The sequence below is a fragment of the Mesorhizobium sp. M1A.F.Ca.IN.022.07.1.1 genome (genome assembly GCF_003997575.1).
GTDB lineage: Bacteria > Pseudomonadota > Alphaproteobacteria > Rhizobiales > Rhizobiaceae > Mesorhizobium.
This window is the reverse complement of the sequence record NZ_RZST01000173.1, coordinates 1-12,236: the sequence shown is the minus strand read 5'-3', so window position 1 is coordinate 12,236 and position 12,236 is coordinate 1. Positions and strand designations below refer to the sequence as shown.

The window sequence follows — 12,236 nt, the reverse complement described above, 5'->3', positions numbered from 1 at the left end:
GACGATGGATGGCCTCGGTCATCAGCCCGCCGACCGCGCCGACAGCTTCTCGTCGATCCGCCTGATCTGCTCGGCCATGCGCAGGATCTCGTCGCGCATGCCGATGAGCTCACTGTGGCGCAGTTCGTCGAGCTTCTCATGCAGCGCCATGATCTCGATCTCGGCCTTCAGGTTGACCTCATAGTCATGGGCGGCGTCGATGCGGTCACGCTCGGTCTGGCGGTTCTGCGACATCATGATCACCGGTGCTTGCAAGGCGGCGACCATCGAGAGCACGAGGTTGAGGAAGATGAAGGGATAGGGATCGAAGGCGTTCCGCGACAAGAGCCAGACATTGCCAAAGGTCCACAGCACCAGAAAGGCGATGAAGCCCAGAATGAAGGACCATGAGCCGCCGATACGGGCGATCGTGTCGGCAACGCGATCGCCATAGCTCTGATGAAAGGCGACTGCCTTGTTGGTGTCCCTGGTGATGGTGGTGCGTTCCAGCGTCGACTTCAGCACGCGGCTCTCGAGAGGAGAGAGACCGTCCGGCTTTCGCTTCAGCCAGCGGTTCGACAGATCCTCGACCGTCTTGTTCATCGTCCTCTCCGTCGTCAGGCCCGGGTTCCAAGAATCCGGATGGAAACCGCTGCGCACTTTTTCCTGAGATTGCTTACTTAGCTCACTCAATTCCGGACGGAAAACCGCTTCGCACTTTTCCTGGAATTGCGTATAGAGGTAGAGGCTACCGAGCCTGACGGGAAGTGGTAGATTGGTCGGCACAGGCGAGGGCGGAAATGGCCGATTTCCAGCGAATTCGTGCCCGGGCGGCAAAACGCAAGGGCGGTGAAGAGGCGCTGGCGTCGCTGCTCGGACCTATGCCCGACAACGCTGCCGTGGCGAAAGTTCATGATGACCGCATCCTCTCCACGATGGCCGAGCGCATCTTTGCCGCCGGTTTCGTCTGGCGTGTGATCGAGCAGAAATGGCCTGGTTTCGAGGAGGCGTTCCTTGGCTTCGAGCCGAAGCGGCTCCTGTTCCAGCCGGACGACTTCTGGCACGAGCTGGCGTCCGACAAGCGCATCGTGCGCAACCCGCAAAAGATCAAATCCGTGCGCGACAACGCGGCTTTCGTCGACCGCGTCTCGAAGGAACATGGCGGCTTCGGCAAGTTCCTGGCCGACTGGCCGGCCGACGACCAGGTCGGGCTGACCGCCTATCTCGGCAAGCATGGCAGCCGGCTCGGCGGCAACACCGGCCAGTATTTTCTGCGCTGGCTGGAGTGGGACACCTTCATTGTTTCCGCCGACATGGCGGCGGCGCTGCGCGACGCCGGTCTCGACATCGCCGAAAGCCCGACTTCGAAGCGGGATCTCGACAAGATCCAGGCGCAGATCAACCGATGGTCCGCCGCGACCGGGCTGCCGCGCCGGCACATCTCGCGCATTCTGGCGATGTCGATCGGCGAGAACCATTCGCCGGAGACGCTGCGCGAATACATGGGCGAGCAGGCCTGATCGCCTCCGGCTGAGGCGGGACATGACCGGCATTCGCCGGCCAGTCCTGGGTGGCACAAGCAATCGCCATTGCCCGGCGATTGCCGCCACGCTAAATCCAATTCATGACCCAGACCGCTCCCGACCTACTGCGCATTGCCGTCGCCCAGCTCAACCCGACCGTCGGCGATGTCGCCGGCAATCTCGCCAAGGCGCGCGAGGCAAGGGCGGATGCGACCCGCCAGGGCGCCGATCTGGTGCTCTACACGGAGCTCTTCCTCGCCGGCTATCCGCCGGAAGACCTGGTGCTGAAGCCGGCCTTCCTGCAGGCTTGCGAAAAGGCGGCGCAGGATTTCGCCGCCGACACCGCCGATGGCGGTCCTGGCGTCATCATCGGCACGCCGCTGAAGCGCCGGACCGGCACGCATAACTCCATCGTCTTCGCCGATCGCGGCAAGATCATCGCCGAGCGCTACAAGCTCGACCTGCCGAACTATGGCGAGTTCGACGAGAAGCGCGTTTTCCAGGCCGGGCCGGAGCTGCAAGGGCCGGTGAATTTCCGCGGGGTGCGCATCGGTGTCCCGATCTGCGAGGACATCTGGGGCGACATCGCCGTCTGCGAGACGCTGGCCGAGAGCGGCGCCGAGATCCTGCTTGTGCCGAACGGCTCGCCCTACTACCGCGCCAAGATCGACGTCCGCCACCAGGTGGTGATCCGTCAGGTCATCGAATGCGGATTGCCGATGATCTACGCCAATCAGCTTGGTGGCCAGGACGAACTCATCTTCGACGGCGCCTCCTTCGCCATCGGCGCGGACAAGACGCTTGCCTTCCAGATGAGCCAGTTCGAGGAAGCGGTCGACGTCACCACCTGGAAGCGAAGGGATGGCATCTGGGTCTGTTCCGAAGGCCCAATGTCGAAGATTCCGGAGCGGGAGGAGGCCGACTACCGGGCCTGCATGCTGGGCCTGCGCGACTACGTGAACAAGAACGGCTTCAAGAACGTGGTGCTCGGCCTCTCCGGCGGCATCGACTCCGCGATCTGCGCTGCACTGGCGGTCGACGCGCTTGGCGAGGAGCGGCTGCGCACCGTCATGATGCCCTATCGCTATACCTCGAAGGACTCGCTGAAGGACGCCGAGGATTGCGCCCGCGCGCTCGGCTGCCGTTACGACATCGTGCCGATCTCCGAGCCGGTCGAAGGTTTCCGGCATGCGCTGACCCAGCTCTTCGAGGGCACTCAGGAAGGTATCACCGAGGAAAACCTGCAGAGCCGTGCGCGCGGCACGATCCTGATGGCGATCTCGAACAAGTTCGGTTCGATGGTCGTCACCACCGGCAACAAGAGTGAGATGTCGGTCGGCTACGCCACCCTCTATGGCGACATGAATGGCGGCTTCAACCCGATCAAGGACCTCTACAAGATGCAGGTCTATGCGCTGGCGCGCTGGCGCAACGCGCATGTGCCGCCGGGGGCGCTCGGCCCATCGGGCGAGGTCATTCCGAAGAACATCATCGATAAGGCGCCGTCGGCGGAGCTGCGCGAAAACCAGACCGACCAGGATTCGCTGCCGCCTTACCCGGTGCTGGACGACATTCTCGAATGCCTGGTCGAGCACGAGATGGGCGTCGACGACATCGTCGCGCGCGGCCACGACCGGGCGACGGTGACGCGCGTCGAGCATCTGCTCTACATTGCTGAGTACAAGCGCCGGCAGGCGGCCCCAGGCGTGAAGATCACGAAGAAGAATTTTGGCCGCGACCGCCGCTACCCGATCACCAATCGGTTCCGGGATCGCCGCTAGTCAGCTGAAACGCAAAGCTGTTCGCCTGAACCGGCGCTGTTGGCAGCGCAATCCACCATTGTTGCAAAATCGTCTCAGTGGCCGGACAAGAAGCCCTCCTGGCGCCGCCCTGCCTTGGCGAGATGGTGAGCCGCGTCTATAAGAGCGCTTCCGCGATTCCCTTTCGGGAGGACCGTATGGCAGGATTTGACATCGTTATGCGAGGCCGCGAAGCCTAGATCTGCACCGGCCGTCCGAACTCCGTTCGGAAGGCCAGCCGCAGGCATCTGGCTCTGCCGGTCGCCACCGAGGGCGCGCGACCAGCCATACTGAACCTCCCCGTTTTAAGGGCGCCATAAGGCGCCGGCGCGGGTTTTCCAATTTGATTTTAGCGGGACCGGGCCTCTCTGCGCCCGGATGACATCATGGCTCGTTTCAGAATAGATCTGCGCGCCAGCGCCTTTCGCAGCGTGCTCGGCTTCACGCTTGGCCACTGGCGCCGCCAGCCGTGGCGCCTGTCGCTCATCATGGGCGCATTCCTGCTCTCGACGCTGGCCGACGTGCTGACGCCGCTCTATTCCGGCCGGCTGGTCGACGCGGTCGCTAGCAGCGCCGGCGCCGACGAGGTTGCGTGGCACGCCGCAATGACGGCGTTCTCCATCCTAATGGCGCTGGCATTGGCGGCCGTGGTGCTGCGCAACGCCGCCTTCATGGGGATCGTCGAACTGACGTTGAAGATGATGTCGGACATCGCCGCCGACGCGTTCCACCGCGTCCAGCGCTTCTCGACGGACTGGCACGCCAACAGCTTCGCCGGCTCGACGGTGCGCAAGATAACGCGTGGCATGTGGGCGCTCGACCTGCTCAACGACACGATCCTGATCGCGCTGCTGCCGTCGTTCGTCATGCTGGTCGGTTCGACGCTGCTGCTCGGCTGGTTCTGGCCGATGATGGGGTTGGTGATCGCGATCGGCTCGGTGCTGTTCATCGCTGTCACAGCCATGCTGTCGCTTGGCTACGTCGCGCCGGCGGCACGCCTCGCCAACAGCTGGGATACACGCCTCGGCGGCGCGCTGGCCGACGCAGTGAGCTGCAATGCCGTGGTCAAGGGTTTTGGCGCCGAGGCGCGCGAGGAAGCGCGGCTCGCCCGCGTGGTCGCCAAATGGCGTCTGCGAACGGGCCGTACCTGGGTGCGCGGCACGTTCAACGGCACCACGCAAGGCACGATGCTGCTCTTGATGAGGGCGGCCGTGATCGGCCTTGCGCTCATGCTTTGGGCGTGGGGCGAGGCGAGTGCCGGCGACATCGCCTTCGTACTGACGTCGTTCTTTGTCCTGCAAGGCTATCTGCGCGATATCGGCACGCATATCCGCAACCTGCAGCGCTCGATCAACGACATGGAGGAATTGGTCGACTTCCAGTCTGAACCGCTCGGCATCGAGGACCGGCCCGGTGCAGCTCCGATCCGGATCACGGACGGCCGCATTGCGTTCGAGAAGGTGACGTTCCATTACGGCAATCACCGGCTGCCGCTCTATCGCGACTTCGAGGTCGAGATCGCCGCGGGTGAACGCGTCGGGCTGGTCGGGCATTCGGGATCGGGCAAGACGACTTTCGTCAAGCTGATCCAGCGCCTCTATGACGTGAACGGGGGCCGGATCCTGATCGACGGCCAGGACATCTCGAAGGTTGCGCAATCATCGTTGCGCAGCCAGATCGCCATCGTGCAGCAGGAGCCGATCCTGTTTCACCGGTCGCTGGCCGAGAACATCGCCTATGCCAGGCCGGGCGCAACGCAGGCCGAGATCGAGCATGCCGCGAAGCTCGCCAGCGCGCACGACTTCATTGCCGATCTGCCCAAGGGTTACGGAACCCTGGTCGGCGAGCGCGGCGTGAAACTGTCGGGCGGCGAGCGCCAGCGCGTGGCGATCGCGCGCGCCTTCCTGGCCGATGCGCGCATCCTGATCCTGGACGAGGCGACATCGAGCCTGGATTCCGAATCGGAGGTGCTCATCCAGAAGGCGATGGAGCGGCTGATGGTCGGGCGCACGACATTGGTCATCGCACACCGGCTTTCGACCGTGCGGGCACTCGACCGGCTGCTGGTTTTCGACCGCGGCCGCATCATCGAGGAAGGCTCGCATGACGAGCTTATCCGGCTGAACGGTGGTATCTACCGTCGGCTGTTCGAGCGCCAGGCGCTCGAACTCACCAAAGGCCTGGTCGCCTGAGGAAAGGCATCCGGCTTCGGCCGGGTGCCTTCCCGCCTTGCGGACCGACCGTCAGCCGTAGTGCAACTTGGGCTTGGCCTCGGTACCGGTGAACTTGACGCCCACGCGGTTGTTGCGGCGCCAGCGGAGTTCCGCACGATAAGCCACGCCATCGAGCGGGACGTAGAGCAGGAAACGATCGGGAACGCGTGATTCCGGTGCGACTTTCAGCTCGGCGCCACCGGCATTCTGATTGCGCAACGTGCAACTGACCTCGGAATTCTGGATACCGGTGATGATCGTCCCGCCCTTGAGCACGCGCTGGCGGTGCTCGCGCCGGTGTTCGCCGGAGTTTTCTTCAAGTGGTTGCGCGGAGTTCGTCATCGATCGACGCCATTATCCGAATCGGCACTGCATTAACCACACAAAGCACCGATGTTCGCGCACCGCAACGTGCGGCATGCTCGTCGGGTCACATATGCGTTATTTGAGCGATGACTCAGGCGAATCTATGCGGATCGGCGCAGAAATAGGCGATGATCTGGCAAAGATCGGGCTCGTTGACCATGCCGGCGGCCTCGGCGGAGCCGACCCATCTGCGAGTGCGGGCGCGCTTTTCCTTCCAGCGGTCCGCGACGCGGTCGACCTTGAGCGGGAACACCAGGACCTCGCAAGGCACTTCCTCGCCGGATGCCAGGACCTTGCCGTAGAAATAGCGGCCGGCTTCGAGATGCGAGACCGTGCCGTGCAACCCCGCTTCCTCGCCCGCTTCGCGGGCGGCAGCTACGCAAAGCGGCTCCCTGGCTTTCGGCCAGCCTTTCGGCAGCACCCAGCGCCCGGTATCGCGGCTGGTGATCAGCATGATCTCGACGCCGTTTTCGTTCTCACGCCAAGGCAGGGCTGCAACCTGCAGGCGGCAAGGCACTGAGCCGAAGAGTCGTCGGACTCTTTCGGCCATCTGGTTGTGCGTCGTTGGCCTCATCAACATCGTAGAAGCTGCCCCGAGCCTCTAGAATCATTTGCCATCAAACGAATCTTACGACGTATTGTAGACGATAAAAGTAAAAAACTTCACTCGGGTTGGTTAACCCGGCCAGGGCCAGGCAATCGAGAAACATCGCCCCGTGAGCCTTCTCCCCGAGAGCCTTTTCTATGCGGCAAACAGTGATTTGGGCGGGCGCTGGACGGAAACAGCAGCTTCCAACGATCAGCCGGCGTGATCGTCGGCAATCGGCTTCTGATAGGTGAAACCCATGTCCCACGGGAAGTAGATCCAAGTGTCCTGGCTGACCTCGGTGACGAATGTATCGACCAGAGGCCTGCCCTTCGGCTTGGCATAGACGGTGGCGAAATGCGCCTTCGGCATCATGGCGCGCACGATACCGGCCGTCTTGCCGGTATCGGTGAGGTCGTCGATGATGAGCACCCCCGCGCCGTCATCGGCAAGAAGCGAAGGCGAGATCTCCTTCAGCACCTGCAACTGACCCTGGCTGGTGTAGTCGTGATAGGAGGCGACGCAGACCGTTTCGATGACGCGGATGCCAAGCTCGCGCGAAATGATCGCGGCGGGCACCAGGCCTCCTCGGGTGATGCAGACGATCGCCTTCCACTGGCCTTTGTTGGTGCCGGAAAGCCGCCAGGCGAGCGCGCGGGCATCGCGGTGGAACTGGTCCCAGGAGACCGGAAAGGCTTTTTCGGGAAGGGACATGGTTCGTGCACTCCGCAAGCGCGCGCCGCAGCGCGCAGATACGATGGAATGCAGCCGGAATTAGCCGGAAAGCGCCAGCCTTGGCAAGGTGGCCGCCAGGGATGGCTGTGTACTTATACCGCGTCGCGCTGTTCAGGCGACGCGGTGCAAGTTCCCTGTTTGATACATGTCCTTGTCCCCCGAACCCGATTCCCACTTCGCGGAGACAGGCTTATCTCGACAGGAAGGCTGCCACGTTTGCCGTGCGCAGCACGGTGCGGGTGACGCCGCCGAACAGGAGCTGTCGCAGCCAGGAGTGGCTGTAGGCGCCGAGCACCAGCAGATCGGCGCCGGATTCGGCGATCCTCTCCTGGATGATGTCGTCGACCGAGCTTGCCCCCGATTTCTGCACGGAAACGCTGACATTGGCGCCGTGGCGTGACAAGGCAGCCGCGATCTCGGCGCCCGCCGCCTCGGGAGCCTCGTCGAGCGTTTCCGGCGGATCGATGACGAGAATGTCGGTCTTGTCCGCCTCGCTGATGAAGGGCAAGGCATCGAATGCTGCACGAGCCGCTTCCTTACTGCCGTTCCAGGCCAGCAGTACACGCCTGAAGGTGGTGACGAGCGGCCCGGCATGCGGAACGACAAGCACCGGCCGGCCGGCATCGTAGACCAGCGTATCGACATCGGCGCCCGGATCGCCCCCGGTGTCGCGCTGCGCGGCGATAATCAGGTCAGCCGCCCGCACGCTCGAAATGCCGGTCAGCGCGCTGTCGCCGGAGAAGCTTTCGAGGCTCCGCCACTCGAAGGACAGGTCGGAATCCTCGACGCGCCTGAGAAAGACAGCCTGCAGCTTGTCGGCGCGCTCCTTGTTCATCTCGGCCGAGACTTGCAGGAATTCGGTGTCGGGGAAACCGGTTGCCGACGTATAGGGGACCGGAAGCGCTTCGGCGTGGATGCCGACGAGGTGGCTTTCGAACCGCTCGGCAAGCGGGATGCCGCAATCGAGCACGCGCTCGGCGTCCTGTTCGTTCTGCAGAATGGCGACGATCGTCTTGAAGCGCATGGCAGATCCCTCAAATTTATCGGCGCAAGATCGCCACCGGCATCAATAGCCGCAACGAAAGTGCCGTGCCAGAAACGTCGGCGCGCGCCTTCTGGTTCCGGGGTCAGCTCGCAGCCGACAGGCCCGCCACCATGGCCGCAACGTCCTGGCGCGCGGCCTCGAGAGCCGCTTCGTCGCGGGCACGTACCACGAGCTCGGTCCAGAATTTGCCGTCGCCATATTTCGGGTAGGAGCCGATAATGGTGTCGGGATGCGCCTTCTGGATGTCGGCGAGCGGTCCGCCGATCAGGCCTTCGCCGAAGGGGCAGTGCACGGTGGCCGACAGCATCCTGGTGCCGGTCTTCAGCGTCGGCACGACATTGTCGAGCATCGCCTGGAAGATCGACGGCACACCGGCCATCACGTGAACGTTGCCGATACGGAAGCCTGGCGCGATCGACACCGGATTATCGATGTGGTCGGCGCCGCGCGGCATGCGCGCCATGCGCTTGCGCGCCTCGGTGAATTCGATACCGCGCTCGGCATAGCTTGCCTCCAACATGGCGTAAGCCCTAGCATCGTATTCGCAAGACACGCCGAAGGCCTTGGCTATCGAATCGGCGGTGATGTCGTCATGCGTGGGGCCGATGCCGCCGGTGGTGAAGACATAAGTGTAGCGGGCGCGCAGCGCGTTGGCGGCGGCGACAATCTCGTCCTCCTCGTCGGGAACGATGCGCACTTCCTTCAGGTCGATGCCGATCGCGGTCATGATATCGGCGAGATGGCCGATATTCTTGTCCTTGGTCCTGCCGGAGAGGATCTCGTCGCCGATGACGAGCATGGCGGCTGTGACGATTTCGGGCATGGCTCACTCCGGCTGCAGGTGGCCTGAAATAACGCGGCGGATAGCCGGCCGCAATGCGCACGCGAGGCGGGGCTCTTGTGGCAGACACGGTTGCGAGTAAGGTGCGTCGGTAGGGCTCGGGTGCAAGATGCTGATATCGATTTTGCCGTGGCTGATCGGTGGCCTGCTCGTTGCGGCCGCCGCGGTCGTGCTCGGCTTCATGCTCGCAACATGGTGGATTGCGACCAAGGCCGAGAGGCTGGTACCGGCGTGCGGCAAGTTCATCGAGATCGGCGGCAGCCGCATCCACTATGTCGAAGCAGGCGAGGGCAGGCCGATCGTGTTCCTGCACGGGCTCGGCGCGCAACTCCACCATTTCCGGCACACGCTGTTCGGCCGCTTCGGCGCCGGCTATCGGCTGATCGCTCTCGACCGGCCGGGCTCGGGATACTCGGTGCGGGCGGGCGGGGCGAGCGGCCGTCTGCCCGAACAGGCGGAAGTGGTGCGGCGCTTCATCGAGGAGCTTGGGCTCGAACGGCCTTTGATCGTCGGTCATTCGCTGGGCGGCGCCATCGCGCTTGCACTTGCGATCGAGCATCCGACGGCGATTTCCGGCATCGCGCTCATCGCGCCGCTGACGCATCTGGAGGCGAGGGTGCGCCAGAAATTCGACCTGCTCTATGTTCCCTCGCGCCTGAAGCGCTGGATCTTGGCCCATACTTTAGCGATACCGTACAGCCTCAAATATGCGGAGCCGACGATGAAGTTCATCTTTGCGCCGCAAGCCGTGCCGGGGGACTACATGATCGCCGGAGGTGGTTGGCTCGGGTTGCGGCCCGCCCATTTCCAGGCGACCTCCACCGATATCGTGGCGGTGGAAGAGGATCTCGGCCGCCTCGAACAGCGCTATGGCGAGATCCTGATGCCGGCCGGCATTCTGTTCGGCGCGGATGACCGGGTGATCGGCATCGCGGCTCATGGCGAACCGATGCCGGGCAGGATCAGAGAGCTCGATTTCGAACGCGTCCAAGGGCTCGGGCACATGCCGCAATTCGTGGAACCGGAACGCGTCGTAGCCTTTATCGAGCGCATCGCCGCGCGCGCATTCCCAGCGTGAGGATCCCGTTCGAGTCAAAGGCCGAGAGGGATCGCGTCCGTTCACGAACCGTCACACAAAAGTGTCGGACATTCCGCCTCACCTACACTTTAAACGGGAACTTCGGCTCCAACCCTCGGTCCTAATCCGTGTCGGGCTGGCGAATTTCCGGCCAGCAAGAATGCGGCAAATCACCAGATGGAGACCAATCATGCTTACGAAGATTTTTGCAGCCTCGGCGCTTGTCCTGGCCATGGGCACCTCGGCTATGGCACAATCGTCGGACGCTTGGTGGTGGTGGCATCGTGATCGCCCGGTCCATAGCAAGCAAGTGCCGGTTGATCCCTACACCACGGGCAGCATTTACTCCGATCGCGACGCCAGCGCGCTAAACAGCTTCGGCAACGGTGCCGTCGGCCCATGCGCCTCGGATACGGCCGGCCCCGACGCGAATGCCGGCCCGAACGTCAACGACCAGTATTGCGGCAAGTAGTCCGTTCGCCAGCGAGCGACCGACGTGAAGCTTTTACAGCGTCGGTCGCAGCAAGGTCGAGCGACGGAAATTAATCTGAGACTTCGGTCTGCGGCCGGTCGCGGCCATCGGCCAGTTCGTCATGCCAGACACCCTCGGAATCCTCATACTGGATGCCATCCGTGGTGCCGGCGACCTGCTGCTCGGCCGAAGCAATTTCAGCCGCGCGCAGCGCGTCCTGGCGGGTGGGAAAGGTTTCTGAAAAAGTCGAGCCGACCATGTAGGCCCAGCCGCCGTCATGCTCGACGATCTTGTAGGTCAGTTTCGCCATGGAATCCTCCGGTCGAGAAGCCCTTTGCCTGCTCAATGCAGCTTTCCGTCGGACAGCCTTTCTTCGGGAACCAGCACTTCAGATTCCTCGGCTGCCTCGATCAGCGCGCGGCGCGCGTCCGCCGTCGAACGATACCCCTCCAGCGCTTTCAGGCAAGTATCGAGAGCATCACGATGCCGCTGGCCGCGATTGAGCGGCCATACGGTCATCAGGCACTCGGCCGCTTCGCGGGTGCTGCTTATTTGGCGATATTTGCCGACATGGCCGAGTTCGACGACCACCGGCTTCTCAAATGGCTTGCTGTCTGTCATGGCCGCCAACGTAAAACGGCCAATTTGGTTGCAATGGTGGCGGATGGCTGCGCCCAAAGGTCTCAGCCGATCGTCACCTGTGCAAGCCGTTCAGCCGGCCGCTTTCATCCAGTGCTGCATCGTCGTGACCGAGCGCGCCAGCTGCGGCGCCGGACGGATTTCCTCGCCGAACGTCGCCGCCGCGCGCCAGCCCCAGCGCGGATCGGCAAGGAAGGCGCGCGCCAGAGCCACCATGTCGGCGCGGCCGTCGGCCACGATCGCCTCGGCCTGCTCTGGATCGTCGATCAGGCCGACGGCGCGCGTCGGAATGCCGGCGCCCTTGCGCACAGCTTCGGCCAGATGCACCTGGTAGCCGGGGCCGCTGGGCAGCTTCTGCAACGGCGAATTGCCGCCGCTGGAACAGCACAGATAGGCGACGCCTTCCGCCTTCAGCGCCTTGGCCACTTCGATTGCCTCCTCGATCTCGAAGCCGCCGTCGACCCATTCCTTCACCGAAAGGCGGGCCCCCAGCATCAGGCCCGGCGCTGCCTTCTTCACCGCTCTGGCGATCTCCACGGCGAAGCGCATGCGGTTTTCCAGCGGGCCACCCCAGCGGTCGGTGCGCTGGTTGGAAAGCGGCGACAGGAACTGGAAGATCAGATAGCCGTGAGCGGCGTGCAGCTCGATGAAGTCGAAGCCGGCGCGCTCGGCCCGCTTGGCCGCATCGGCGAAATGTTGGATGACTTGCCGGATCTCTTCCTCGCCCAATGCGTGCGGTATATTCCACCCTATGTCATAGGCGATGGCCGAAGCCGAAACGGTCTGCCAGGGATCCTCGCCCGCTTGCAGGGGGCCGCCGCCTTCCCAAGGCCTTCTGTTGGATGCCTTGCGGCCGGCATGGGCGAGCTGGACGCCGAATTTGGTGCCGGGCGCAGCGACGCGCCTGGCCGCATCGAGCGTGCGCTTGGCCGCCGCCTCGTTGCCGTCGGAGTAGAGGCC

The 12,236-nt window shown here is 63.6% G+C and carries 14 protein-coding genes; 5 read left to right on the top strand and 9 right to left on the bottom strand.

The window, feature by feature from the left end:
• Positions 1 to 21 precede the first annotated feature (21 nt).
• The gene (locus EOA75_RS19285; RefSeq protein ID WP_066998934.1) at positions 22 to 582 is read right to left on the bottom strand and encodes a DUF1003 domain-containing protein; all 561 of its coding nucleotides are present in this window, start codon (positions 580 to 582) and stop codon (positions 22 to 24) included.
• A 197-nt stretch (positions 583 to 779) separates the two neighbouring features.
• Between EOA75_RS19285 and EOA75_RS19280 the strand changes: the two genes are divergently transcribed.
• The 3 genes from EOA75_RS19280 (at position 780) to EOA75_RS19270 (ending at position 5,493) form a co-directional block, all read left to right on the top strand.
• Positions 780 to 1,499, top strand: coding sequence for a DNA-3-methyladenine glycosylase I (locus EOA75_RS19280; protein WP_067328175.1), 720 nt, complete (start codon positions 780 to 782; stop codon positions 1,497 to 1,499).
• Positions 1,500 to 1,603: 104 nt separating this feature from the next.
• Entirely contained in the window at positions 1,604 to 3,283 is a 1,680-nt protein-coding gene (locus EOA75_RS19275; RefSeq protein WP_127324909.1) for an NAD+ synthase, read from the top strand.
• Between the two features lie 404 nt (positions 3,284 to 3,687).
• Complete coding sequence (locus EOA75_RS19270) at positions 3,688 to 5,493, top strand: ABC transporter ATP-binding protein (RefSeq protein ID WP_127324908.1); 1,806 nt, start codon at positions 3,688 to 3,690, stop codon at positions 5,491 to 5,493.
• A gap of 51 nt (positions 5,494 to 5,544) precedes the next feature.
• On the opposite strand, the gene EOA75_RS19265 is transcribed toward EOA75_RS19270, so the two are convergent.
• The 5 genes from EOA75_RS19265 to EOA75_RS19245 all read right to left on the bottom strand — a co-directional run bounded on the left by EOA75_RS19265 (position 5,545) and on the right by EOA75_RS19245 (position 9,069).
• Positions 5,545 to 5,856 (bottom strand): PilZ domain-containing protein, encoded by a 312-nt coding sequence (locus tag EOA75_RS19265; RefSeq protein ID WP_127324907.1) that lies wholly within the window; start codon positions 5,854 to 5,856, stop codon positions 5,545 to 5,547.
• Between the two features lie 115 nt (positions 5,857 to 5,971).
• Complete coding sequence (locus EOA75_RS19260) at positions 5,972 to 6,460, bottom strand: NUDIX hydrolase (protein WP_127248429.1); 489 nt, start codon at positions 6,458 to 6,460, stop codon at positions 5,972 to 5,974.
• A 219-nt stretch (positions 6,461 to 6,679) separates the two neighbouring features.
• The gene (gpt, locus tag EOA75_RS19255; protein WP_066998919.1) at positions 6,680 to 7,180 is read right to left on the bottom strand and encodes a xanthine phosphoribosyltransferase; all 501 of its coding nucleotides are present in this window, start codon (positions 7,178 to 7,180) and stop codon (positions 6,680 to 6,682) included.
• Between the two features lie 211 nt (positions 7,181 to 7,391).
• Entirely contained in the window at positions 7,392 to 8,225 is an 834-nt protein-coding gene (locus EOA75_RS19250) for a universal stress protein (protein WP_127324906.1), read from the bottom strand.
• A 103-nt stretch (positions 8,226 to 8,328) separates the two neighbouring features.
• A complete protein-coding gene (locus tag EOA75_RS19245) occupies positions 8,329 to 9,069 on the bottom strand; it encodes a competence/damage-inducible protein A (protein WP_095802223.1) in 741 nt (246 codons plus the stop codon).
• 127 nt (positions 9,070 to 9,196) lie between these two features.
• Between EOA75_RS19245 and EOA75_RS19240 the strand changes: the two genes are divergently transcribed.
• Together EOA75_RS19240 and EOA75_RS19235 are read left to right on the top strand one after the other, a co-directional pair.
• The gene (locus EOA75_RS19240; protein ID WP_066998909.1) at positions 9,197 to 10,165 is read left to right on the top strand and encodes an alpha/beta fold hydrolase; all 969 of its coding nucleotides are present in this window, start codon (positions 9,197 to 9,199) and stop codon (positions 10,163 to 10,165) included.
• 190 nt (positions 10,166 to 10,355) lie between these two features.
• Complete coding sequence (locus EOA75_RS19235; RefSeq protein ID WP_095802225.1) at positions 10,356 to 10,637, top strand: hypothetical protein; 282 nt, start codon at positions 10,356 to 10,358, stop codon at positions 10,635 to 10,637.
• Between the two features lie 70 nt (positions 10,638 to 10,707).
• On the opposite strand, the gene EOA75_RS19230 is transcribed toward EOA75_RS19235, so the two are convergent.
• The 3 genes from EOA75_RS19230 to EOA75_RS19220 all read right to left on the bottom strand — a co-directional run.
• Positions 10,708 to 10,947 carry a DUF2188 domain-containing protein gene (locus tag EOA75_RS19230; protein WP_067328195.1) on the bottom strand — a complete coding sequence of 80 codons (240 nt, stop codon included), beginning with the start codon at positions 10,945 to 10,947 and terminating at the stop codon, positions 10,708 to 10,710.
• Positions 10,948 to 10,979: 32 nt separating this feature from the next.
• Positions 10,980 to 11,258 (bottom strand): DUF982 domain-containing protein, encoded by a 279-nt coding sequence (locus EOA75_RS19225; RefSeq protein ID WP_066998903.1) that lies wholly within the window; start codon positions 11,256 to 11,258, stop codon positions 10,980 to 10,982.
• 90 nt (positions 11,259 to 11,348) lie between these two features.
• Positions 11,349 to 12,236 (bottom strand): oxidoreductase (locus EOA75_RS19220; protein WP_127324905.1); only part of this gene is annotated, 888 nt, incomplete at its 5' end.

Bases quoted from the DNA above. Each gene is read 5' to 3' on its own strand.
- EOA75_RS19230 (WP_067328195.1), bottom strand. From the start codon at position 10,947: ATGGCGAAACTGACCTACAAGATCGTCGAGCATGACGGCGGCTGGGCC.
- EOA75_RS19265 (WP_127324907.1), bottom strand. From the start codon at position 5,856: ATGACGAACTCCGCGCAACCACTTGAAGAAAACTCCGGCGAACACCGG.
- EOA75_RS19285 (WP_066998934.1), bottom strand. From the start codon at position 582: ATGAACAAGACGGTCGAGGATCTGTCGAACCGCTGGCTGAAGCGAAAG.
- EOA75_RS19280 (WP_067328175.1), top strand. From the start codon at position 780: ATGGCCGATTTCCAGCGAATTCGTGCCCGGGCGGCAAAACGCAAGGGC.
- EOA75_RS19225 (WP_066998903.1), bottom strand. From the start codon at position 11,258: ATGACAGACAGCAAGCCATTTGAGAAGCCGGTGGTCGTCGAACTCGGC.
- EOA75_RS19245 (WP_095802223.1), bottom strand. From the start codon at position 9,069: ATGCCCGAAATCGTCACAGCCGCCATGCTCGTCATCGGCGACGAGATC.
- EOA75_RS19240 (WP_066998909.1), top strand. From the start codon at position 9,197: ATGCTGATATCGATTTTGCCGTGGCTGATCGGTGGCCTGCTCGTTGCG.
- gpt (WP_066998919.1), bottom strand. From the start codon at position 7,180: ATGTCCCTTCCCGAAAAAGCCTTTCCGGTCTCCTGGGACCAGTTCCAC.
- EOA75_RS19270 (WP_127324908.1), top strand. From the start codon at position 3,688: ATGGCTCGTTTCAGAATAGATCTGCGCGCCAGCGCCTTTCGCAGCGTG.
- EOA75_RS19275 (WP_127324909.1), top strand. From the start codon at position 1,604: ATGACCCAGACCGCTCCCGACCTACTGCGCATTGCCGTCGCCCAGCTC.
- EOA75_RS19250 (WP_127324906.1), bottom strand. From the start codon at position 8,225: ATGCGCTTCAAGACGATCGTCGCCATTCTGCAGAACGAACAGGACGCC.
- EOA75_RS19235 (WP_095802225.1), top strand. From the start codon at position 10,356: ATGCTTACGAAGATTTTTGCAGCCTCGGCGCTTGTCCTGGCCATGGGC.
- EOA75_RS19260 (WP_127248429.1), bottom strand. From the start codon at position 6,460: ATGTTGATGAGGCCAACGACGCACAACCAGATGGCCGAAAGAGTCCGA.